We start from the raw sequence: 23,543 nt of genomic DNA on the forward strand, positions 1-23,543 counted from the left end.
ATCACTTGCGGAACCCCTATGGCATGGGATGAGCCTCTTGTGTACGACCGTCGTGTGAAGCTGGACCTGCATTCGGGAAGGCGCGCCGCCTTCGGCGCACGCGCAGCCGTTGCCAGGGTCCCCGTCCATTACTGGGTCTTCGTGCTGCTGCTGGTCTTCACGGTCGCGATGCCCAAGGCGGGAATCGGAATAAACGGCACCCCGCTGACCTTCGGCTATATGTTGCTGGCAGCCTTCGCGCCGGTGGCGCTTGTGGGCCTTTTCCGGCGGCCAGACTTCTCGGCGGTGCCGACGATGAACCTGCTGCTGGGCTATCTGCCGATCTCGCTTTTCGTGACGTACAAGCTGCTGAGCTACGGAACGATCCTCAGCCTGATCGTGCTTACCACGATTCTGGCGGTCCTGCCCCTCATCATCCTTCTCGCCTATGCGCCCTATCTGGAAGACTTCACCGAGGATCAGATCGGCGCGCCGATCAAATGGTGCATCCGCATCGTGGTGATCTGGGGTTTGATGAACTTCTTCCTGTACGCGCTGACCAAGAACTTCATCGAGATCAACTATCTGACGATCAATCAGATCGATCTAGGGGCGATCTACAGCAAGAATAACCGTCGCGGCGTGCTGATGAAGCTGGTCTCGACCTATAATAACGGCAATCTGCTCGGTTCGTGCCTGATCATGATGGCGCCGGTCTATTTGTTTTTCGAGAAGAGCAGGGCGTTCATCGCCGCTTTCTGCCTCGCCATCGTGCTGACGCTCAGCCGCACCGCCTGGTTCGGCCTGGCGGCGGTGTTCAGCCTGTTGATCCTGTTCGGCCGCATCCGGCTCACTCGTCCGTTCATCTGGCTGGGTGTCGCGGCCGCCGTCATGGTCGTCATCATCGCGCTCCCCTATATGGGCTGGACGAGCGACCGGGTGGTCGACGTCAATCTCGGAGGGCGGCTGGTCTATTGGTCCGACCTGAGCCTGAGCCTGTTCGGCGCGCGAGATGTCAGAATCTACGAGATTCTCTACGCGAGCTTTCTTCAGAGCTTCGGGGTCGTGGGGTTCGCGCTCGCGCTCACCGCACTGGGCTTTCCTTTGGTCTACGGGCTGATCAACCTCAAGCGACTGTCGCCGCTTCGCGTCTCGGCCCTGCTGGGTGTCTGCGCCTATCTCCTCGTCGCGTTTTTCGACGCAGCATTCATCTATCCACCGACGATCGCACAGTTTTTGTTCCTGTCGGCATTGCTCTATCGTCGAGGATATCGTGGCGACCGCGTTCGCCAGGCCCCTGTGCCGACGGTTCCGAGAAGGGGCATGACGCTGGCCGAGGCCGGGCGCCGGATCTAGGTGCGGATCCGACCCTGATTTGCGGGACATTCCGCAGTTCCGATCCGGCGCGATGGCTGTGGCGGCTGCATTGCTTTGCTGGTACGCTGCGCTGCAACGCAATGGGGGCGGAGTTCTTGAAATGAGCGTGAAGATCATTGCCGAGGTCGGCTGCAATCATAAGGGCGATATGGATATCGCCAAGGACATGATCCGTGTCGCTGCGCTCGACGCCAAGGCGGATGTTGTCAAATTCCAGAAGCGCAACAATCGCGAACTGCTGACCGAGGCGCAATATGATGCGCCGCATCCCAATCCGCAGAACAGCTATGGGGACACCTATGGCGCGCACCGGGAATTTCTCGAATTCTCTCTCGACCAGCATCGTGAACTGCGCGCCGAGTGTGAGAAATACGGGATCGCCTATTCGACCTCGGTCTGGGACACGACCTCGGCGCGCGAGATCGCCTCGATCGACCCCGTGCTGATCAAGGTGCCATCGGCATGCAACCTCCATTTCGAGATGCTGGGGGTCCTTGCCGACGATTATAAGGGCGAGATTCACGTGTCGCTCGGCATGACCACCAAGGAAGAAGAAGAGCGGATCGTCGACTTCTTCGTCCAGCGCGATCGCGCGAAGGACCTTGTCCTTTATGCCTGCACGTCGGGCTATCCCGTCGCGTTCGACGAGCTCTGCCTGCTCGAGATCACCCGGCTGAAGGAGAAGTTCGGATCCATCGTCAAGGCAATCGCCTTTTCGGGCCATCACCTGGGCATTGCCGCCGATATGGCGACGATCGTGCTCGGTGCCGAGTGGATCGAACGTCATTTCACGCTCGACCGGACCTGGAAGGGGACCGACCATGCGGCGTCGCTCGAGCCGGACGGCCTGCGCCGCCTGTGCCGCGATGCCCGCGCCGTCTCCAGGGCATTGACCTACAAGAGCAGCGACATCCTGGAGGTCGAGAAGGTCCAGCGCGACAAGCTGAAATGGCGTCCCAAGCCTTCTGCTGCGGCTGCTGCCTGAGGTTGCTCGTCCTGGAGTAAGCGGCGGCGGCGCATCCGCCGCCGTGCCGCATGAACTGACGGGTCCGCAATGCGCCTGACTTTGGTTGCCGATAATGCCACGTCCCCCAATTGGGGATGCCGCGCGACGAGCTTCGCGCTGCGCGAGCTGTTGTCGCGGGATCACGTCATTGCGGGGACCATCACGCGCGCGCTGCTCAGCGGGCCGCTCACCTATGAGTCGCGGCTGCCCGCCGACCTGCACCGCAAGATCGTCCGAAGGTTCCGGCGCCCGAAAGTACGGAGGGTGCCGATGCTCGGTCCGCTTGCCTTTCGCGCGATCGATGCCGCCGGCCGGTATGCGGCGCCGACCCATGATATCGACGGTGACGCCGACCTGTTGTGGCGGACGCGGTCTTCTTCCCCGAAATCGCGTGCGATCGTCGAGGCGGTCACTGGCAGTGATGCGATCGTCGTCAATGGCGAAGGCGAGATGATCTTCTCGACTCCCGCGCGGGACACGTTGCTCCAAACGCTGGCGATCTGCGCGCTGGCGAACCGGCTGGACAAGCCGGTCTATTATCTCAACGGCATGGTCTCGAAGCCGCCCGGTGGTCCCGCCAATCCCGGGACGGTCGCAGCTGCAGCCCAGGTGCTCCGCGATGCCAGGCTGGGCGTTCGCGATCTTCAGTCCCAGGCGGTCGCTGCCGAATTGCTGCCCGGTATCGCCGCGCCCTGGTATCCCGACGCGCTGTTCAGCTGGTCGCCGCATTTCGAGGCGACTGCAACGGCACCCTATGACGCGTCGCGCCTGATCGCATGGTTCGACCGTACCGGTACGCCCATGCCGCAGGCCGTGCGCTCTCCCTACATCGTCCTGTCCGGCGGCTCGATGACGGCCCGGGAGCCGGAACGCGCCGTCGGATGCTTCACGGCGCTCGGCAATGCGCTGAAAGCCCTCGGCCTGCCGGTCCTGCTGGTCGAAACCTGTATCGGCGATGTGTTCCTCCGCAAGGTGGCGGAACGGACCGGTCTCGAGCTTCTGCGCGTCGACACGCCGATCATGGCGGGCGCTGCGGTCATGGCCAACGCCCGGCTGTTCGTCAGCGGGCGCTGGCATCCCGGGATCATGGCGGCGCTGGGCGGCACGCCGTGCGTGTTCATGGGCTCCAACTCGCACAAGACCTTCTCGCTGCAGCAGATGCTCGATTACCCGGTTCCGGTCGAATATGATGCCTTTCCCGGTGCGGAGGACATTGCCGGGATCATGGCGGATGCGCGCGCGCGCCTTGCCGAGGGCATGGACCGTCGCAGCGCGATTGCTGCGCGCGCGGCTGAGCTTGGCCGGCTCGCCGGTCGCCTTCCGGACCTGCTGAGCGGGGAACGGCTTTGGGCGGCGCCGCTCGGTGCGGCGCGATGAGCGTTCAGGAACCCGAGCGCCGGATTTCGGCCGTGCCCGAACTGCTGCGCAACGGCTTGCTGGTGATCGGACCCGACCGGCCACGCCTGCTGGTTACGGCGCTGTTCGCAGCGGCGATCGGCGTGCTGGAAACGATCTTGCTCTTCATCGTTGCCGCGGTCGCGATCGCCCTATCGGGCGATCGCGCGTCGGTCCAGATCGGCCCCGCCGGGTTTCAGCTCGAACTTCCCATTCAGACGACCGCCTATCTCGGCCTGGGCCTGATTGTGCTGCTGCTGATTCTCTCCATCCCCTTCGCGCGGCTGCAAGCCAGCCTGAGCGCCCGCGCGATGGTCCGCCTGAGAGGGCGGATCGTTCGCGCCTATCTCTCTGCCTCACTCCATTATCGCGAGACGCACCGGGAAGGCCTGCTTCAACAATTGGCCGGGGAATATTCGCATCTGGCCGAGAATTCGGTGCAGCAGCTCACGCTGGCCTGCGTGACCCTGTGCATGCTTGCCGCCATCCTGCTCGGCGCAGTGGTTAGTGCGCCGCTGATCTCGCTCGGAATGATGGTGGTGCTGGCGGCCTGCGGAGCGCTGCTCGCGCCGCTCATGCGCCGCATGCGTCAGGATGCCGCCACCCCGACGATCATCAACCGAGAGCTTTCGGGTCGTGTCGCGCAGACAAACCGCATCTCGGAGGAGATCGCGGCGTACCGCGTGAAGGATGCCGTCGCCGCCTATCTCGAGACGGAAATCCGGGGTGCGGCCGCGGCGATGGGCAAGCTGCGCTTCGAGGGCAGGTTGGCCCCGAGTCTGTTTCAGTATGGCGCGATCGGTGTCGTCCTGATCTTCGTCGCGCTGATCGCGGGGTCGCGGGCGGTGGAGGTCGGCGGGCTCGCGACCCTGGTCCTGCTCCTCGTCCGGGCGCTGGGCTATGTGCGCCAGCTTCAGCGGTCCGTTCATATCGCGCGCGAAATGGCGCCCTATATCGACGCGATCGAAGTCGAGCTGGATGCGCTCGAGCGAAATGCCTGGCCATCGGCGGGCGTCGAGATCGAGGCGCTGGCACCGATCGCGTTTCGCAACGTCTCCTATGCCTATGCGACTGGATCGCCGGTGCTGCGAGACGTCCAGTTCACCATTGACCCCGGCGAGATGGTCGGCGTCGTCGGTCCATCGGGCAGCGGCAAGAGTACGCTTACCGGGCTGATGCTCAAGCTGCGCAATCCAGACAGTGGCGCGATCCTGGTGGGCGATCTCGAGCTCGATCGCGTGTCGGACCTCGCCTGGGCGAGGCTGACCGCCTATGTCCCGCAGGAAAGCCGCCTCGTCTTCGGCAGCGTCGCCGACAATATCCGCTTCTTCAGGGACGGGTTCGGCATCGCCGAGGTGGAGGCGGCTGCGCGGGCGGCGCATGTCCATGACGAGATCATGCGCTTGCCTGAAGGGTTCGAGACCAGGATCGGGCCGGGCGCCCGCGGCCTGTCGGGCGGGCAGCGCCAGCGTGTCTCGATCGCGCGCGCGCTGCTCGCGCGTCCGCAATTGATCGTGATGGACGAACCGACCAGCGCGCTCGATCAGCATTCCGAGACGCTGATCGGACAGACGCTGGAGGAATTGAAGGGGCAGACCACGATCGTCCTGGTGGCGCATCGCCCTGCCACGCTGAAGATCTGCGACCGGATCTTCGAACTGAAGCATGGCGTGCTCCGCGAAGCCGCGCTCCCTGTCCATGTCGGATGAGGGGCGCCCGGCCGGACGGCCGAGCATCGCGCTCGTCGGGACCGGCGGCTCGTCCGGACGGACCCTTGCGGCAGTGGAGGCGCAGCTTCGTGCGCTGAGGCCGGACCTCGACATCCTCTTTATCGACACGCAGCCGTTCAACCTGCGTACCGGGGGCATCACCCGCTATGACGGGCAGGGGGAGATACGCCGCGCGAACCCCGCCGATTGCGCGCTTCGCCGCTGGACCGGCAGCCAGACGGTCAACTTGGTGTTGAACGGCGGCCCGCTCGCCTATGCCCGGATCGAGCGGCTGATGCGCCGCCTGCTCGGGCGTCGGCATGATGCCCTGATCCTGTGCCATGACCGCATCTACGCCGAAACCGCGCTGATCCGGGCCGCCAGAAAGCTGGGGACGCCAACGGTATTGGTCCAGGAAGGGCCGTTTTGCGCGATCGGCCATGCCGGCCGCCAGTCCGGATCGCTCGCGATCAAGTCGGCACTTGCGCCCCTGGTCACGCGCAGCGGCATCTTGCCCGCCATTCCGGACTATGGCTGCGCCGGACATGATCTCGTCCTGGCAGCGTCCGACGACTATCGACACCAGTGGATCGCGGCCGGCGTTCCGGCCGATCGGATCTCCGTCGCGGGCGTACCACGCTACGATCCGCTCGCCGAACTTCGCGAGCGTTTTCGATCGACGCCGCGCCGCGCCGGCCCGCTTCGTATCCTGTACCTGGTTCAGCCCTTCGCCGCGCATGGCAAGGTCGACAGGCAGGCAGCGGAGCAGCTGCAGCAGCGGCTGGCCGAGGGTCTCAACCTCGCCGCCGAGACGGTGGCGTTCGAGTTCGTCATCCGCGCCCACCCGCGCTCGAGCGTCGACGATGTCGCGACGCTGCGGCACCTGCTGAAGGTCGCGCCGTCGGATGATCCCGGCACCGTGCCGCTGGAACAACGGCTCGCCGACATCGACCTCGTGGTGGGGCATTATTCAAGCGGCCTGCTGGAAGCGGCGACGCTGGAACGTCCGGTGCTGTGCCTGCCCGTGCCCGAGACGGCCTTTTCCGAAGAGTCCGAGGCGAGGAAGCAGGCCTGGCTGGTTGACGCGGGTGCGACGACCGTAACGAACGCGAACGAAATCGCTAAGATCCTGAAACAGTCGGGAAACCGTCCCGGGATACAAATCGCCTGGTCGAACGTTGAGGGCGAAACCGGACGGGTCGATGGCGACGCGTCCTTCCGGTGCGCAGAAGCGATTCTGAACATGGCGGTGGGGATAGCGATTGAGGGGCGCCGCACACGAATTTGATGCCCTGACGGGTCTGCGTGGTCTGGCCGCCATCGCCGTAGTGTTCGCTCACGCTGAAAATGCTGCCGGGGTCGAGCGGTGGATGCCGGGGCAGCCCTTTGTCGATCTCTTCTTTGCGCTGTCGGGCTTCGTCATCAGCTATGTCTATCTGCGATCCGACCGGATCGACTGGCAGGCCTATTCCGTCGCGCGCTTTGCCCGGATCTATCCGCTTCACATTGCCACCGCTGCGGCGATGGCCGGGGCCGGCGTCCTGTTCGCGACGATGCAGGGCGAGCCGATGCCGGCATATTATTCGCTTGCTCAGGTGGCACGCGAAATAACGCTCACCATGGCCATGCCGCTGGCGGGCTCGGAATGGATCATGAACGGCCCGGCCTGGTCGATCTCGGTCGAATGGTGGGTCTATTTCCTGATCTTTCCACCGCTGGCTCTGATTCATCGACGGATCGGCTTCGCATCGTCCGCGCTTTGCTTCGCATTGCTGGCGCTGATATTGGTCGTTGCGATCTACGCGCTGCCGGCAGACCATCAGGTCACGCGCGGCTGGATTGCCTTCTCGCGCGCCGCGATCGGCTTCATCGGCGGATGGGTGGCCTATCGCGCGTTTGCGCGAGGCTGGGTGCCCTCCGGGCGTACCGCCAATCTCCTGGCAATCGCCACGCTGATCGGGCTGTTCGCGGCGCCGGCGCTCGTCGACGATCACGCCTTCTTCCTGATCCTCGTCTATCCATTCCTGATCTGGGCGCTGGCCGGCACGAACTCCACCGCCGCAAAACTTTGCGCAGCCCGGCCGGTCATGTGGCTCGGCACGCTGTCCTACTCGATCTATCTGATCCATCCGCTGGTGCTGAAGCTGTTGCTTGCAGCCGACAAGCTGATCATGCCGATCGAAGGGCGGTTGGCATGGGTCAGCCTGACCGTCGGCGTGACCCTGGTCGCAGGGATGGTCAGCTATCGCTATCTCGAACTGCCCGCGCGCGAGAAGCTCCGGTCGATCCGTCTGCCCGACCATCGCGGTCCGGTCGGGGCGCTGAACGGGTCCCGTCTCGGCTATCTGATGTCTCTGGCGGCCGTGTCGACCGGCCTGATCGTCGTCGCGGATCTTTAAGCGGACCCGGCGGCGCCCTGGCTGATTGCGGATGCCATCTGGCGGATCATCGTAGGTGAGGGCTGCAGAGCCTTTCAAGCTCCGTCCGCAGCGCCTCCACGCTTTCCAGTACGCCGATCGGATTCGCGCGCCAGCCCGACAGGACCGCCGCCATGTGCTTGAGCCCGAAGAGGCGGGGAACGAAGAAACAGCGTTCGGCGCGTCCCAGATCGAGCAACCCCGTGGACACCGGCGCGAGATAGGCGAGATAGCCATGGCGTGCGGCATGATCCATCAGGCCGGCGCGATCCTCTTCGATGGTCAGGTTGGCGACAGCGGACAGCGCCGTGCCCAGCCGGGCCCGATCCTCGCGCGGGTGGGGCAGATAGCGAACCGGAACGGGGCTGTTCGCTGCGATCGTCTGGACGCCGTCCCGATGCTGATCCGCGGACAGGATCCGGTCCTCGACCAGCGGGGATCCGATGATCAGCGCCTCGTTGCGGTGATCCGCGGGCGCCGCCGGCGCCTTCAGGACCAGGTTGGCGCGTTCGAACCGGTCCCGCACCAGCACGGTGCCGCGGTCCATCCGTCGATGCAGGATCCGGTGCGGATAAAAGCCGGCAATCGCCTGCACCGCCCCGCGCGCCGCGTACCAGAGGTCGCTGGTCAGATCGACATAGTGCGACAGCCCGTCCTCCCACAATTCGACCGTGTCGATCCCCGGCAGCCGGACGAGCAGGCGTTCGAGCGGCTCGCCCTCGAGGAACAGGATGAGGTGACGGATGCCGAGGGACGCGATCTCGCGCTCCACACCCTGGTAATAGGCGCGATTGAGGCGCCGCGCCGCGATGAGGCTGGACAGCGAGCGTCCCGGAACCGTTTCACGGCCCAACCAGCAGGTCTTGCCAGGAAACGCACGCGCAACCGGTGACTGCATCTTCTCGTCGCGCACCAGCACGACATCCGGGCTGGCGCCGTTGTCGATCAGGAACTGCAGGTGGAGCAGCGATCGCGGCAGCGCCGCGGTTTTGCCGCCCGGTTCAGGTCGCACCGCCGCCCCGGGTCGCTTCGATCATGTCCGCAAGCAGGCGCAGCGCGCCCCGTCCGCCATCGGCATCCAGGACGATATCCGCCACGGCCAGCGCCGACGGATGCGCGTCGCGCGGGGCTATGGCGCATCCGGCTTCCGCCATGCAGGCCACATCGTTTCGGTCGTTGCCGACATAGATGATGTCCGCTGCTTCGATGTTCCGGCCTGCAAGCCAGTCGCGCATCAGGCTCAGCTTGTCGTCGATTCCGTGATGATGCTCCAGGGCCAGCTTCTGGCAGCGAGCCGCCACGACGGGATTTCGCTCCTTGGAGATCACCACCATCGGCACGCCGAGATGACGCAGCCGCTCGATGCCCATGCCGTCCCGGCGCGAGCATGCGACGCTTTCCGTGCCGTCCTGGCTGACGAAAACACGGTCGTCGGTAAAGACGCCGTCAAAATCCATCACGATTGCGTCGATCCGGCCGGGCAAGCTGTTGGTATGGCTGCCGCGCGCCAGTCGCTCCATCCGCTCCTCCGCAAGGCGGAAGTCGGCGGGGTCGTCGATCTCGAGCCTGCGCTCGACCGGCGTCTCGTACAGGATCGTCCGGCCGAAGAAGCGGTGGCGGCTCGCCCTGAATCCTTCGGTGCGCATCGCATAGACCGCGCCGGTCTCGACATATTCCGGGCGGCGCTCCTGCCGCATCAGGCGGACCGAACTGTCATGATTGATCGCGACCGCAGCGCCGTCCGCATCCTCCTGCCACAGGAAATAATGGAAGATCGTCGCGGCGAAGGCGCTGTCCGCGCCGGACTGAACCAGCTTGAGGATCGTGCCGTCGATGTCCTCGGCGCTGGTCAGGGGGGAGGTGCACTGGAGCAGGACGGTCACGTCCGGCGCATAGGCTTCCCGCTCTTGCAGCGTGTCGATCACGTGGAGCATGGCGTCTTCCGACTTGGCCAGGTCGGTCGCCAGTTCGGCCGGACGCCAGATGACCTCCGCGCCATAGCGTGCGGAAACCTCCGCGATCTCCGGATCATCCGTCGAGACGACCACCCGGGTCACGCTCCGTGCCGAACGGGCGGCCGCAATGGTGTGCGCGATCAACGGCTTGCCTGCCAGAGGGAGAACGTTCTTGCGCGGGATTCCCTTTGATCCGCCGCGTGCCGGAATGATCGCAAGAACCTGCTCAGCCATCCTGACCCCCCACCGCTTCATGGCTGCTCTAGGCAGCGGTCCCGGGATTGTCGAGAATATGGGGAGGTCAAATTCGATTGACCCCAATCTCGTGCGAGTTAGGCTATCAGGCAGCGAATCTGATCGTTCCGGACTTGGTGCTTCGGATGGTGGGGTCCGGGGCGAAGGGGCCCCGGTGCAATCGGCTCGGTTGCAACAGCCGGACTATTTACTCGGGGGCGGGGCGTTGGCGTGAATTATTCGGCGGAACGATGGATGGCGACTGCGGCAGCCGGGCTGCTGCTTGTCGCGGCGGCCGCACTGACGGGCTGCGCAACGCGTAATGCGATCGTCGACAATACCGCAACCGCCGTGCAAGTCGCATCGCAGCTGCCGGCGCCGAACCCCCGGGAGCTGAGCGGCGGCGTCCAGAGCGAATATTATATCGGCCCGCAGGACAAGCTAGAGATCACCGTCGTCAACCTGCAGGAAGCGACCCGGACGGTCGTCGTCGACCCTGCCGGCACCATCGACATTCCTCATGTCGGCGCGCTGGTTGCCGCGGGCAAGACGCCGATCGAGGTCAAGGAAGAGATCGCCCGGCGCCTTGCCGTGAACGTCCTCGAACGCCCCGACGTCACCGTCGCGATCGCCGAATCGGCCAGCCAGCGCATCACGCTGGAGGGGGCGGTCACCACGCCTGGCGTGTATCCCGTTTCCGGCCAGCTGACCTTGTTGCGCGCCATCGCGCTGGCAAGCGGCACGAACAATGTCGCGAATGAAAAGGTCGTGGTCGTGTTCCGGCGCATCGAGCGCAGGACGATGGCGGCCGTGTTCAATCTGCAGATGATCCGCGACGGCCGCATGGCGGATCCGGCGATCTACGGCAATGACGTCATCGTCGTCGAGCGATCGCGGGGCAAGACCATCCTGCGCGATCTCAGTGCGACCCTTCCGCTGCTGGGCGTGTTCAACACCGTCGATCGCGTTTTTATCGATTGAGCCGGCGCTGGCACTTGCCCGATTTATGAAATGACCAGATCCTTGAACAACGACATGCGCACTGGACCGATCGAGGAACTGCATTCGCGGCGTGGCGACATGCGCCCGGCGAACCAGGATGAGCAGTGGGACGGCGGCTCGATTTCGTTGCAGCGCTATGTCGCGACGCTGACGAAGCATCGCCTGCTGATCCTGGGGGCGACGATCGCGTCGGCCCTGCTCGCACTGATCGTCACGATGCTGACCGAGCCGCAATATGTCGCCCGGACCACCTTCGAGGTCCAGCGCGAGGCGCCGCGCGTGCTCGACGTCAATTCGGCCGAGACCGAACGCCCTGCGTCCGACACCATGTTCATGGAAACCCAGCTCGCGTTCATTCGCAGCCGCGCCATGGCCGAGGGGATCGTGAAGCGGCTTCATCTCGACCAGAATGATGCGTTCGTCGACGATGCGGTCACCGGGGGCGGCGACACCAAGAGCGCCGCTGTCCGCCAGCGACGGATCGATGCCGCGACGGCCGAGGTGATGCGCAATGTCGAGGCGGTACCGATTGTCAGCTCCTCGGTGATCGAGCTTCGGTACACCAGCAGCGATCCCCGGCTTTCCGCCGCGGTGGCGAACGCTGCCGTCGATCAGTTCATCGAAAGCACGACCCAGCGGCAATATGCCGCGTCCAGCTATGCGCGCAGCTTCGTCGGCAACCGGCTTACCCAGCAGCGCGCGAGGCTCGAGGAGTCGGAGCGCCAGCTGGTCGCCTATGCCGAGCAGAACGGCATCATTTCGGTGACCGATGCCAAGACCGCAGGAACCGGCTCGGGCGCCCAGTCGCTCGATTCCGCTTCGATGGCGGCACTGAACGACCGGGTCGCGGCCGCGCGCGCCAATCGCATCCTCGCCGAGCAGGCTTGGCAGCTTGCCCGCTCGCCGGGAGCGGAATCGCTTCCGGAGATCCGGGACAATGTCCAGATCGCCGCGCTGACCGGACAGCTCGCGACGCTCGAGGCCGACTATCAGCAGAAGCGCCAGACCTATAAGGCGGGCTATGCGCCGATGGAGGCGCTCGCCGCCCAGATCGCGAGCGTCCGCGGCCAGATTGCCACGCTCAGGGGCCGGATCGTCGGCGGTTTCCGCGCCGCCTATACGCTGGCGCTCAATCAGGAACGCGCGCTTCAGGCGCAGCTCGATCAGCTGAAGGGGTCGGTGTCCGACCTTCAGACCCGCAGCATCCAGTACATGATCCTCCAGCGTGAGGTGGATACCAACCGTGCGCTCTACGACGCGCTGCTTCAGCGCTTCAAGGAGATCGGGGTCTCGGGCGGCAGCGGCGCGAACAACGTTTCGGTGATCGACACCGCCCGGGCGCCCGGCGCGCCGGCCAGCCCCGTGCTGTGGCTGAACCTGATCCTGGCGATCGGCGTCGGCGCCTTGGCCGGGGTCGCGATTGCCTTCATCATCGAGTTCGTCGACGATTCGATCAAGATCCCCGACGATGTCGAGCAGAAGCTGCACCTGCCCCTGCTCGGCATCACTCCGACCGTCGAGGGCCAGGAAATCCCGGAACTGCTGGCGAACAAGCGCTCCAGCATCGCGGAAGCCTATTACTCGATCCAGACCGCGCTCCAGCTGGCGACACCGGGCGGTTTGCCGCGCACGCTGCTGGTGACCAGCGCAGCGATGGGCGAAGGCAAATCGACGACCTCCGCGGCATTGGCGCAGGGTGTCGCGGATCGCGGCAAACGGGTGCTCCTGGTCGATGCCGACTTGCGCAAGCCCACGCTGCACCATCGGTTCGCCCAGCCCAACCAGTTGGGATTTTCCAACCTGCTGACCGGCGAGCTGCCGCTGTCGAAAGTGCGGATCCGGCTCGAGGAGCAGCGGTTCGACATCATCACGTCAGGGCCGCTGCCGCCCAACCCGGCGCTGCTGCTGTCCTCGGGGCTTCAGGCGCAGATCGAGGACCTGATCGCGGAATATGATTTCGTCATCCTCGACGGCCCACCGGTCATGGGACTTGCCGACGCACCGCTGCTTGCGGATGTGGCCGAGGCTACGGTGCTGGTGATCGAAGCACGCAGAAGCCGTCGCGGCGCGATCCGCAGCGCGCTGCGCCGGCTTGGCGATGCGCGCGGAATGCTAGCCGGCGTCGTGCTGACCAAGTTCAGCAGCCGCGATGCCGGCTATGGCGGCTATCACTATTCGAGCTATTACACCTATGGCGAGCCTTCAAGCTGACGGCTCGCTCAGAGCAGCTGGACGAACTCGATCTGAATGCCGCGGGTGTCGATCGGATTGACGAAATTGCAGATGAAATTACCTGCCCCGCGGACCGGGGCAGGTTCGATCATGCGCAGCCCGCGCTCGGCGCACCACAGCGTCGTCGCGGCCAGATCGTCGACCTGATAGGCGAAGTGATGGACGCCGCCGGCCCCCTTGTTGAATCGGGCGAGCGCGCCTCCCTCGGGTGCGACCAGTTCGATCGCCGCGCCCGATCCTGACCGGGTGAAGATGCACCAGCAGGTCCAGCGATCGACATAGCCGCGATAGTCTTCCGTCAGCCCCATCGCCGCCATGAAGGCGCTGGCGTCCTCCAGGCTCGGCACGATGATGCCGACATGATGCAGCGTGTAGTCCTCGAACATGGTCATTGCCTCGTCGGTTCTGGCGCCAGTGGCATCCGCCCGCTTTCGGCCATGCCAGCGAGGCGTTCCGCGAGCCAGGCCGTCACCTGCTCCGATCCGCGGCGATTGAGATGCGCATAGTCCGAATAGGCGTCCGAGCGGTTCGCCACGAAGCTGGCGTCGAAGACGACACCGCGCGCGGCGTAGAAGGAAAGGTCGCTGATCGGCGCGGCATGGGCATAGACCGGCAGATAGACGAACCCGATCCTGACCCCATGCTCGCGCGCAAGCGCATCGAGGGCCCGGGTGTAGTGGCGCTCGATCGCATATTCATAGTCGCGCGCCCAGGGCGGCAGGAAGACGCGGGTCCGTTGCGAGACCTTGCCGCGCGCCTGGGCGGACAGCACTGCCGGCGGATAGATCGCCTCCCGATCCACGAACCGGCCGTTGGCCGACCAATAGCTGTGCGTGGAGTCATAGCCGGTCCCCCAATAGGCGGCGGGGTCGAACGCCGACCGCACGCCGAACAGGGAGGGCATCTGCGACTGGGCGAACAGGCTCAGCTGCCGGTAAGGAAGGTAGGTGACGTCATCGAGATAGCCCGGATTGATCAGCTTGGGCCCCGACAGGACATCGCGCGTATCGGCAAGGCTGCGAAAGGCGGGGTGGCCGGTGCGCGACGGATGTTCGGTCAAGGACAGGAGGATCAGCTTCACCTCCGGATGCGCTTCGATCAATCGCCTGGCGATCTCGTAATGAAGGTCGCGCCCATCGGCCGGCATCGACAGATTGGCCACGGTGACCGGCCGGCCGAGCCTTGTGCTGAGCGCCGCCTGGAGCTTCGGCCCGCTGATCCCGGTTTCGGTGCGGGACGCGCCGATGATCGCGACATCGATCGGTGCCGGGTCGAAATGGATCCGCTCATAGACCCATACGCCCGGTCGCATGCTCGACGTCGCGACCTGCTGGAAGCGGATATAGGTCGAGTGGGGCAGGGCAATCGCTGCCGCGCAACCCAGTGCGAAGACGAGCAGGAACAACAGCAGCAGCCGGTTCGCGCCGGATCGGGCCGGCAACCCGGTGACTAGGGGAGGCGTCGTGTTCATCGCCCGTCCCTCAGAAATTGAAATAGATGAAGTTGGTGGTCCCGCGCATCATCAGCACGAAGCCCAGGAAGAGGACCAGCGCCGAGGCGCTCACCCAGATCGCGGTCATCTTCCACTCGATCGGGCGCGCCGGGGGATCCACCTTGCGCCATTTCTCCCACTCCAGGACCGGATTCCAGCGCGCCATGAACTGCTGGGTGTTGGGCGCGAGATAGACGATCGCATAGACGGCGGCGAGCGCGGCGACCGCGCCGCCGAGGCCGCCGGGCCAGCTTGCGCTCAGCAGGGGGGCTCCCGCGTCGCCGCCGCCGATCATGCTGGCATAGAGGATCGATGCCGAAGCGAGGTCGGGCGCGCGGAACGCAACCACGGCAACGACGAATGCGACGAGGGTCAGCGCGCGCGCGAGCGGCGCCTCGTAGAAGCGGGGCGCGGACTTGTTCGCCTTGCGCTTCTTGCGGCGCGCCTGACGCCAATATTCGTTGACCGCCATGTAGAGGCCCTGAAGCGCACCGAACAGGACAAAGGTCCAGCCCGCACCGTGCCAGATGCCGATCACGATCATCGAAAGCATCGTCGGCAGCGCGAAGCTCATCAGGAACATGCCGAACCGGCCGGGCATCCGATGGGCGGCGAACCGTGCCATCGGCATGGAAAGCGGCTGGAAGATATAGGTCTGGGCCCAGCGGCTCAGCGTGACGTGCCATCGGCGCCAGAGGTCGATGATGCTGGTCGCGCGCAGTGGCGAGTGGAAGTTCAGCGGAAGTACGATGCCGAACATGCGGGCCACGCCGATCGCCATGTCCGAATAGCCCGAGAAATCGAAATAGATCTGCGCCGTGTAGGCGAACGCCGCGATCCAGCTTTCCGCCATGCCCGGCGAGCGGCCGACGGCGGCGGCGTCGAAGACGGGTGCGGCGAGGCCACCGATACTGTCCGCAATCACCGTCTTCTTGGCCAGCCCGAGCGCGAAGATCGTCAGGCCGATCAGGATATTGGCCGACGCGGTTCCCCGCGGTGGCCGCGTACGAAGCTGGGGCGTCAGCTCGTCATATTTGACGATCGGGCCGGACAGCAGTTGCGGAAAGAACAGGACAAACGAGGCATAGTCGATCGCACGGCCAAGTGCGAAGCGTCCTCGCGACAGATCGACCAGAAAGCCGATCTGCTGAAAGGTGAAGAACGAGATTCCCAGGGGCAGAACGACGCTGCGAAGCACCAGCTCGGTCCCGAACAGCGCATTCGCGTTGCCGATGAAGAAGTTCATGTACTTGAAGTAGAAAAGCAGGGCGAGGTTCAGGCTGATGCCGGTGGCCAACGCCATCTTGGCCTGGCGGCTTTCGGGCGTGCCGCTTGCGATCAGCCGCGCGGCCATATAGTTGAGCGCGACGGAGGCGATCAGCAGCAGAAGATACTGGGATCCGCCGATCGCGTAGAAGATCAGGGTGACGGCGACGAGAAAGGGCTGGCGCAGCCGATCGGACCGGGCGACCAGCAAATGGTACAGCGCCAGCGACGCCGGCAGCAGCACGAACAGAAACCCCACCGAGTTAAATGGCATGAATCCTCAGCGCCGCTCGTGCCGCCCCGTGGCGACCTGACTGGTCGCGCCGAGAACCCGGCCCCCCGGGAGTGTCTTGTGCAGTGCAACCCAGGCCTTGTCCAGAGCGGCGCGGTTTGCGTTGCGTTCGCTGCCGCGCCGTCCTTATACGACGTCGTCACCATTCGCCGGCACCGCGATTCCTGGTGCGTGGAGTGTCGCATGAACGTCGAAGCTTCTCGAACGGCCACCAGCACGATCGTCGATCGCGTGTCGGAGGCCTGGCCCGAACATGTCGGATTTATCGAGAAGAGCCTGGCCGGGCGGGCCGATCCGGTGCTTGACGTCTCCGAGCAATTGAGTGCCGCGATCCTCAAGCTGGCGCCAAGCATCGACAATGGCCTGGACGCGCTGGTGAATGACTATCGCTTCCTGTGCGAGGACATCGTTCTTCCCGAGGAAATCCATTTCCGGCGCAACGGCCAATATCGTCTGAGCAGCTTCGCGGAGGCCAACCGGGAATGCTACGCCAACGGCCCGTTCATGGATCGCTACATGAACGGGCTCCTGCTGTCCGACGTGCTCTGGTCGAATCACGCCCACGCCTTCTCCTATTTCGTGAACGACTATCTTCCGCGCCTGGAGGAAGGGGCCAGGCACCTCGAAATCGGCCCCGGGCACGGCCTGTTCCTGTACTTCGCCGCTGCGACCGGTCGGCTGTCCCGCATCGCCGCCTGGGACGTCAGTCCGACCAGCATCGCCAAGACCCGCCATGCGCTCAGCCTGCTGGGCGTCGATCATCCGGTCGATCTGACGCTGCAGGATCTGTTCGCCGCCGAGGCGCCGGGCGCGGACGAGCGGTTCGACAGCATCGTCATGAGCGAAATCCTGGAGCACCTCGAATCGCCGGTGGCCGCGTTGCGCGCGGCGGCGCGCTGGCTGGAGCCGGGCGGACTGCTGTGGGTCAACGTGCCGGCGAACAGCCCGGCGCCGGATCACATCTTCCTGTTCGAGAGCCTCGACCATGCCGAGCAGATCGTGCGGGAGGCCGGGCTAGAGGTCGTCGAGGCAAAGGCCTTCCCGATGTCGGGGACAACGCTCGAACGCGCGGTGAAGCACAAGCTGTCGATCAGTTGCTCGGTGCTCGCGCGCAACCCTGACTAAGCGACCGTCATCGGCAGATCGGGCGCGGTGTACCGCGTCAGGTCGAGGGACCAGCGGGTGCTGCCGTCCGCCCCCTGGCCGTCCGACGCGAAGCCTAGCTTGGAAAAATGGTCGCGGACGATGCCGTTCTTGGGTGTCGGAATATAGGTGCCGGTCAGTCGCGTGGCTCCGTCGGCCAGGGCCGCGCGCGCAACATGCGCCAGCACCGCCTCCTCGACCCTGCGGCCCAGCACCCGGCAGCTCATCAGCCAGCTATCGCAGTGCCAGCTTTCGGCGTCTCGGTCGAAGATGACGACCGAGATCATGCCATTGTCCCCGAACCGGTCGGCCAGCCGGACCTGCATCGTGAACTTGGACGGGTTCGCCGCGATCGCCGCGACCTCGACCTCGCCATAGCGGCGGGTGGTGAGGTTGAACTGGTTCGACTTGTTGATCAACTGGGCGATCCGCACGCGGCCGGTCTCGTCGAACGGCGCGATGGTGCAGACCATGTCGAGCGACGCCAGATAGCTGCTCAGGTCGCTCGCCGCGTCCATCGTCGCCAGCCGCTTGGCGTTGGCGCTGTACATGTCGGCGCGGGTGCGGTCCTCCTCGCCGAACGAGATCGCCTCGAAATAGCCGGCCTGTCCGAGGAGGCGGACATAGTTCGCCGGATCGCTGCCAATCTCGGGGACCGCGACCTCGGGCAGCGCCTGCCTGACCTGCTCCCGTTCGGCAGGATTGTCGTCCAGAAAGACCAGGGCATCGGTGCCGATGTTCAGCGTCGCCGCGATCTGGCGCAGATTGGATGCCTTGTCGGTCCAGTTCGCGAGGAAGACGGCGATATGCTCTTCCTTCAGTAGCATCTCAGCATGGCCGGCAAAGGGAAGCCGCGCGACGCTGTCTTCGTTCTTGGAGCACACGGCCAGGACGATCCCGCGGCTGCGCAGGTCGAGTGCGAAGGCCTGGATCGCGAGGTGCGCTTCCCCCGTGCCCGATCCCTGTCCGAGCACGATACCGTCCAGCCCGTCGTCACCGATCACGCCGCCCCACAGGGTATTGTCGAGATCGAGGACCAGGCACTTCCTGCCAAGGCCGCGCGACGCGGCGAGCAACGCGGCGAGACCGTCCGTGTATCGCGGCGTGGCGTCGAGCGCGAAGGGGATCTTGGCATCGTGCCAGAGGCGCGGGTCCAGCCAGTTGTCCAGGCCGATCGCCGCGGCAACGAAGGCGGCATCGAAAACCAGGCCGCCGTTCCCGGATTCCGCCGCCAGCCGCATGTTGAACCGGGCGATCAGCCAGCGCACCGACCCCGTGCGCTGGGCATCGAAGCTTCCGAACAGGCTTTCGGACGGGGACACGAGCGTCTGGACGATCGGTACCGCGCCGAGATGGCTGCGCGCACCGGCGCACAGCGCGCGAACATGGGCGATGGCCGCGGTCACCGCCGTTTCGGCGGCATCCGGATCCAGTCGCGGGCGGTCAAGGCCCAGCGCCTGCGGGTCGAACGCCAGCAACACCGCGTCGGGCCGCAGCGATGCGAGGCGGGAGTGCGGGTCGAGCAGTTCCTGCGCGGCCTGGCCGTAGTCGGTTTCGTGGACCGTCAGCACCAGCCCGTGGCGAAGGGCAGCCGCCGGCAGCGTCCTGGCAATGACCGACACGGTGTGCGAGGACACGATGCCGAGCGTCATCCGGGCGGTGTCCGCGAACTCGTCCGCCCGCGCGGTGACGACGCGGCTGAGTTGTTCGGACTGGGTCGTGTCCAGCCCCCTCGCCGCCAACGCACGCAGCGCCGCCAGATCCGCGGTTTCGGCTCCGCGAAGCGCCTTCAGTCGCGCACGGAAATCGTCGGGAGCCGGCAGCAGCCAGGGCAGGTCGAAGGGGTTCCGCATCACGCGGCGTTTCGACGATCAGACCCGGGCGACGATCTTGTCGACCAGTTCGCCGACCGTCTGAAGATCCGCGATCTCGGCGCTGGTGAAGCGGACGCCGAACCGCTTTTCCACCGCAACCACGAAACTGATATGGCTCAGGCTGTCCCATTCCTCGATGTCTTCGGCGGACAGGGAATCGGAATAATCGAGTTCGTCCAGGTCGAACACGTCGCACATGATCTCACCGACGATGCCGGTAACCTCTTCCCGATTCATTCCAACTCCCCCTGACGCCGGATCGGCGGTGTCGCTGCGTCGCAACATAGGGTGCAAGACTGGACCATAACCGCGTGCGGTGCAACGCTGGAGGTCAGACGCCGCCGCGGCGCGACACCAGATCCGAATAGAGTGCTGCAAGCGCGAGATTCATCCGGTCGGAGGTGAAGCGCTCCAGAAATTTGTCCCGGCCGGCGCGGCCGAATTCCGCCAAGGCCCCGGGCTCCAGCCCGGACAGCAGTCGGGCCAGGGCAGGGGCGTCGTCGGGCGCGAAGAGGTGGCCGGTCTTCCCATCCTCGACCAGTTCGGGAAGCGCGTCGGCCGTACTGGCCAGGACGGCCCGTGCCTGGCGCATCGCTTCGATCACCACCAGGCCGAAGCCTTCCCACCGCGAGGGGACGACGACCGCATCGCAGGCGGCGATGAAGTCGGGGATGCGACTTCGTGGCTGCCAGCCATGCTGGACGATGTTCGGCCCGAGCGTGTCCGGATCGACGTCGGGGCCGACGGCGTGCAACACCAAGGGCCGGTCTTCGACCAGCCGCATGGCGTCGACCAGGGTGTCGAAGCCCTTTTGCGGACCGGGACGGGCCATGAACAACAGGTTCACGTGCTCGCCGCGAGGGACGGGCGCCTCTTGTTGACCCGTCGCGATGTCGGCGACGCCATTGTAGATCAGCACGAGCTTGTCCTGCGGAAGGCCGCGCTCGACCGCGGTTCGCACCTCATAGTGCGAGATGCACGGGATCGACGCCGCCACCGGGGCCAGAAGTCGTTCGACGGCGGTATAGGCGAAGCGGGCCGATGGCCGGACCTGCATGTTGAACGACCAGCCATGCGAGCAATAGACGATGATCGGTCGCCCGCGCCGCTTGAACAGATAGGACAGGCGGATCATCGCTCCTGCGAAAGTGCCGTGCAGATGTACGATGTCCGGGCGCTGTTGCCGGATCAGTCGTCGCGCCGCCCGTGTCATCGCGATCAACTGGCCAGGGCTGCGCCGCGCGCTCGGGAAGGTCCGGATCCGGTCGCGGGGCAATGCACGCAGATGGTCGAGCTGGTCCGCGGCCGCGAGCAGGGTGACATTGTCCGCGCCCCAGCGCTCGATCTGCCAGGGCATGACCTCGCACAGATGAGCCGCGGTGCCGCCCTTCACGATCTGGGCGATATGAAGAATCCTCACGCCGTCCCCGTCAGTCGGTGGCGGGCGAAAGGCGGAATGAATCGAACGATGCTGCCGCGCCGTCGCTCGGCGCCACCTCGCTGACCACTCGAAGCGCCTGCGCCGCGCAGCCGCTGTCGGGGATGGCGAACCGGACGCTGACGGTGGTCCAGTCCGGTCCCGCGGGCAATTCGCCGGGACGGAATAACCGCTTTCGGCTCGGGTCGCATTCCAGAACCACGCGCAGGCTCTGCTGCGCGCCGTCTCCCGGGCGCACGTCGAAATCGAGTCGGTAGCGACCGGGTCGGAGGGCCAGCATCTGCGCCACCACCGTCGATCGGCGCGACGCATAGCTCTTCACCGTCAGCACCGGGTCGCCGGACAGGTCGGATCGCATGTCGGTCGTCAATATGATCGCGGGCGTCGCTCGCACGGTCCAGCCAAAGGGGCCGTTACCCGCCCCATCGGAGCCGAACCGGTCGAAGCTCCCATCGATGATCTCGCGCGTCGGATCTCCTTTGGCGTCGGGGTTCAGGCGGCGCCAGGTCTCGACCACCTGGGCGACATGTCCCGCGGAAATCTGGTTGCGGAAAAAGGCCTGAACCTCGGCGCCGTCGGGGAGGAGGCCGTCGGCGGCCAGTTCAGTCATGAACTGGGTATAGGCGATCCCCTCCTGCGCGGTGGCGGGGTCGAGGCTTGCGACAAAGCTGCCCGTCCAGGCCGGCTTGCTCGCCAGACGATCGACCAGCGCAGCCCGGCCTGCGGGGGTCGCGATCATGGTGCTGAAGCCGCGAAGAACGACCGCGCGTTGGTCACCCTGCCGAAGCATCGCGTCGCCTGCCTGCGCGGCCGGCACCATGTCGCCCTTGGCAAGCGAGCGTTCGAACACCCATCGCTGTATCAGCGCATCGCGCCAGCCCAGGCGTGCCGCCAGGGCGAAGGCCGTCTCGCCAATCTCGTCATTGCCTTTCGCAATCGAGGCGAGCCCGATCGTGCGCAGGGCTCGGGAGCGCTGCGACGAGATCCGCAGGGCGTCCGATGCGCTGGCGATCGCGCCGTCATAATCCTTCTTCAGGAGAAGCGCCTCGGCGCGCCCGGTTGCCGCATCGGCGGAGCCGGGCCAGAGCGTGGCTGCAAGCTCGGGATTGCCGCGCGCCACTGCCACATCCGACAGGCCGGCCTGCGCGACCGGCACGGCGAGCAGGAGCGCGGCGAGCGCAATCGCAGACGCGGGCACCGATGATCGGATCGCACCGCCCGGCGTGTCGCCTGCACGGGCATCCGGGCGTGCCGAGGCGACGAGCGGGCGGAACAACATCCCCGCGAACATCGCGCAGACCGCCATGCCGGCGAAGCTACGCAACGGATAGTCCCCGAGCGAATGAAGGATAAGCACCAGGATCGCGAGCAGGGCGCTGCGCCCCAGCGTGTTGTCGGGCTCGCGGTCGCGGCGGGTCAGGATCGACCAGGCTCGCACCGCGAACACGACCATCAGCGCAAGGACGATGCCGAACCCCAGGATCCCGCTTTCGATCAGCATCTCGAGAAAGTCGTTGTGCGCGCGATTGACGAAGGCGGGTCCGACAAGATCCAGTTGCTCGATGGCCTGATAGGAATTGACGAAGGTGCCGACGCCGGAGCCTGACGGAAAATAGGCTTCGGCGGTGACGAACGCTTCCCGCCAGATCGAGTAACGGCCTGCGTCGGCAAGCATCTCGAACCGCGAGAGTGCATCCCGGACCACCTCGTTCTTGAGGATCAGGATCGCGACACAGGCGACGACCAGTCCAAGGACGGTCATCACCTTCCAGCTGAAATGGCGGCGGAACAGCATCACGAGCAGCAGCAGCGCGCTGAGCGCGAGCAATGCCATGCCCGCGCGCGAGGCGGTCGCGAAGACCCCGGCCGCGAACAACGCCGCCAGCCCGCAATAGCTGATCCGCGAGACCATGTCGGACCGTGGCGCGAGATGGGCCAGCGCCATCGATGCGACCGCGGCTATTACCAGGAACGACGCCTGGTGGTTGCGATTGCCGAACACGCCCGAGGGCAGGCCCCTAACGGCGTCGTGGAACAGGTAGAGGTGCTGGCTCCCCGACGCGATCTGGAGGATTCCGAGCACCACGCTTCCCAAGGCGAGCGCGACCAGGACGCGCAACAGCAGCACCCGGCTGGCTCCGGAGAGCCGGATGACCGATAGGAACATCGCGGCTGGAACGACAAGGCTGAGAAGCGCGCGCCAGGTCGCGTTCGAGTCCAGTGTTATCGACGGACGTTGCCCGTTCCCGACGAAGCCGGCGATCGCGACCGCCGTCTGGTGGCCGGGAAGTTGTACCCATAGCGCTTCCGGGATCGGCACCAGCTGAAGGACGGGAATCGCTAGGACCAGCCCGCAGGCGATCCATGCGGTGCGGGGCCAGCGACGGCCTGCGGATCGCCACAGTGTCCAGGCAAGCACCAGCACCGACAGCAATTCGATGACCGTGCCACGCGCGGGGATCGCGCCACTGCTGCCGCCCAGCAATACCGCCGTCGCAAGCAGGCCGGCGGCAAGATGGAGATCGATCCGTTCCGTCGAACCGGGCGGTCTGTGCGGCAGTCGGGTCCCGGCGTCGGGGTCGCGTTCGGCAGTGTCTGCCTGCATATGCTTCCCCCCAATGCCGATGACCTTCCCCGGAGCGCGACAATGGCCTCAAGGGACTGAAGGGGTCAAGGCGCGCCACGCCCGATTTGGATGAGGATTTCGCCCCCATGACGAGCGGGGGAGATGC

At 65.6% G+C, this 23,543-nt stretch carries 18 protein-coding genes; 9 read left to right on the forward strand and 9 right to left on the reverse strand.

The window, feature by feature from the left end; genetic code table 11:
• The first annotated feature begins 39 nt into the window (after window positions 1-39).
• From TPR58_RS12970 to TPR58_RS12995, 6 genes are all read left to right on the forward strand, one after another.
• A complete protein-coding gene (locus tag TPR58_RS12970) occupies window positions 40-1,335 on the forward strand; it encodes an O-antigen ligase family protein (RefSeq protein WP_346247102.1) in 1,296 nt (431 codons plus the stop codon).
• A gap of 121 nt (window positions 1,336-1,456) precedes the next feature.
• Window positions 1,457-2,341, forward strand: a complete 885-nt coding sequence (locus tag TPR58_RS12975) for an N-acetylneuraminate synthase family protein (protein WP_346247103.1) — start codon at window positions 1,457-1,459, stop codon at window positions 2,339-2,341.
• A 69-nt stretch (window positions 2,342-2,410) separates the two neighbouring features.
• Entirely contained in the window at window positions 2,411-3,739 is a 1,329-nt protein-coding gene (locus tag TPR58_RS12980) for a polysaccharide pyruvyl transferase family protein (protein ID WP_346247104.1), read from the forward strand.
• A complete protein-coding gene (locus TPR58_RS12985; RefSeq protein WP_346247105.1) occupies window positions 3,736-5,466 on the forward strand; it encodes an ABC transporter ATP-binding protein in 1,731 nt (576 codons plus the stop codon). Before TPR58_RS12980 ends, TPR58_RS12985 begins: the two co-directional genes overlap by 4 nt.
• Window positions 5,467-5,539: 73 nt before the next feature.
• On the forward strand, window positions 5,540-6,754 hold the full coding sequence (locus TPR58_RS12990) for a hypothetical protein (RefSeq protein WP_346247106.1): 1,215 nt from the start codon (window positions 5,540-5,542) through the stop codon (window positions 6,752-6,754).
• Complete coding sequence (locus tag TPR58_RS12995; RefSeq protein ID WP_346247107.1) at window positions 6,729-7,865, forward strand: acyltransferase family protein; 1,137 nt, start codon at window positions 6,729-6,731, stop codon at window positions 7,863-7,865. The genes TPR58_RS12990 and TPR58_RS12995 overlap by 26 nt, the downstream gene beginning before the upstream one ends.
• 46 nt (window positions 7,866-7,911) lie before the next feature.
• Here TPR58_RS12995 and TPR58_RS13000 read toward each other — a convergent pair whose 3' ends face one another.
• Window positions 7,912-8,895, reverse strand: coding sequence for a hypothetical protein (locus tag TPR58_RS13000; protein WP_346247108.1), 984 nt, complete (start codon window positions 8,893-8,895; stop codon window positions 7,912-7,914).
• The gene (locus TPR58_RS13005) at window positions 8,885-10,072 is read right to left on the reverse strand and encodes a cytidylyltransferase domain-containing protein (protein WP_346247109.1); all 1,188 of its coding nucleotides are present in this window, start codon (window positions 10,070-10,072) and stop codon (window positions 8,885-8,887) included. Before TPR58_RS13005 ends, TPR58_RS13000 begins: the two co-directional genes overlap by 11 nt.
• Window positions 10,073-10,327: 255 nt before the next feature.
• Here TPR58_RS13005 and TPR58_RS13010 point away from each other — a divergent pair, with 255 nt between their 5' ends.
• On the forward strand, window positions 10,328-11,053 hold the full coding sequence (locus TPR58_RS13010) for a polysaccharide biosynthesis/export family protein (protein ID WP_346247110.1): 726 nt from the start codon (window positions 10,328-10,330) through the stop codon (window positions 11,051-11,053).
• 30 nt (window positions 11,054-11,083) lie between these two features.
• On the forward strand, window positions 11,084-13,285 hold the full coding sequence (locus TPR58_RS13015; RefSeq protein ID WP_346247111.1) for a GumC family protein: 2,202 nt from the start codon (window positions 11,084-11,086) through the stop codon (window positions 13,283-13,285).
• Between the two features lie 8 nt (window positions 13,286-13,293).
• On the opposite strand, the gene TPR58_RS13020 is transcribed toward TPR58_RS13015, so the two are convergent.
• From TPR58_RS13020 to TPR58_RS13030, 3 genes are read right to left on the reverse strand one after another with little or no spacing between them, the layout of a single operon-like run.
• Window positions 13,294-13,698 carry a VOC family protein gene (locus TPR58_RS13020; RefSeq protein ID WP_346247112.1) on the reverse strand — a complete coding sequence of 135 codons (405 nt, stop codon included), beginning with the start codon at window positions 13,696-13,698 and terminating at the stop codon, window positions 13,294-13,296.
• Window positions 13,695-14,777, reverse strand: a complete 1,083-nt coding sequence (locus TPR58_RS13025) for a hypothetical protein (RefSeq protein ID WP_346247113.1) — start codon at window positions 14,775-14,777, stop codon at window positions 13,695-13,697. The genes TPR58_RS13020 and TPR58_RS13025 overlap by 4 nt, the downstream gene beginning before the upstream one ends.
• A 10-nt stretch (window positions 14,778-14,787) precedes the next feature.
• Window positions 14,788-16,338, reverse strand: a complete 1,551-nt coding sequence (locus TPR58_RS13030) for an MBOAT family O-acyltransferase (RefSeq protein ID WP_346247114.1) — start codon at window positions 16,336-16,338, stop codon at window positions 14,788-14,790.
• Window positions 16,339-16,539: 201 nt separating this feature from the next.
• Here TPR58_RS13030 and TPR58_RS13035 point away from each other — a divergent pair, with 201 nt between their 5' ends.
• A complete protein-coding gene (locus tag TPR58_RS13035) occupies window positions 16,540-17,481 on the forward strand; it encodes a class I SAM-dependent methyltransferase (RefSeq protein ID WP_346247115.1) in 942 nt (313 codons plus the stop codon).
• Here TPR58_RS13035 and TPR58_RS13040 read toward each other — a convergent pair.
• The 4 genes from TPR58_RS13040 to TPR58_RS13055 form a co-directional block, all read right to left on the reverse strand.
• Window positions 17,478-19,352 carry an HAD-IIIC family phosphatase gene (locus TPR58_RS13040; protein WP_346247241.1) on the reverse strand — a complete coding sequence of 625 codons (1,875 nt, stop codon included), beginning with the start codon at window positions 19,350-19,352 and terminating at the stop codon, window positions 17,478-17,480. The two genes, TPR58_RS13035 and TPR58_RS13040, sit on opposite strands and share 4 nt — an antisense overlap.
• A gap of 18 nt (window positions 19,353-19,370) precedes the next feature.
• On the reverse strand, window positions 19,371-19,610 hold the full coding sequence (locus tag TPR58_RS13045; RefSeq protein WP_346247116.1) for an acyl carrier protein: 240 nt from the start codon (window positions 19,608-19,610) through the stop codon (window positions 19,371-19,373).
• A 94-nt stretch (window positions 19,611-19,704) separates the two neighbouring features.
• Entirely contained in the window at window positions 19,705-20,793 is a 1,089-nt protein-coding gene (locus TPR58_RS13050; protein WP_346247117.1) for a glycosyltransferase, read from the reverse strand.
• A 10-nt stretch (window positions 20,794-20,803) separates the two neighbouring features.
• Window positions 20,804-23,416 carry an O-antigen ligase family protein gene (locus TPR58_RS13055; protein WP_346247118.1) on the reverse strand — a complete coding sequence of 871 codons (2,613 nt, stop codon included), beginning with the start codon at window positions 23,414-23,416 and terminating at the stop codon, window positions 20,804-20,806.
• Between the last annotated feature and the right edge of the window lie 127 nt (window positions 23,417-23,543).

Source organism: Sphingomonas rustica, assembly GCF_039652585.1.
Classification (GTDB): Bacteria; Pseudomonadota; Alphaproteobacteria; order Sphingomonadales; family Sphingomonadaceae; genus Sphingomonas; species Sphingomonas rustica.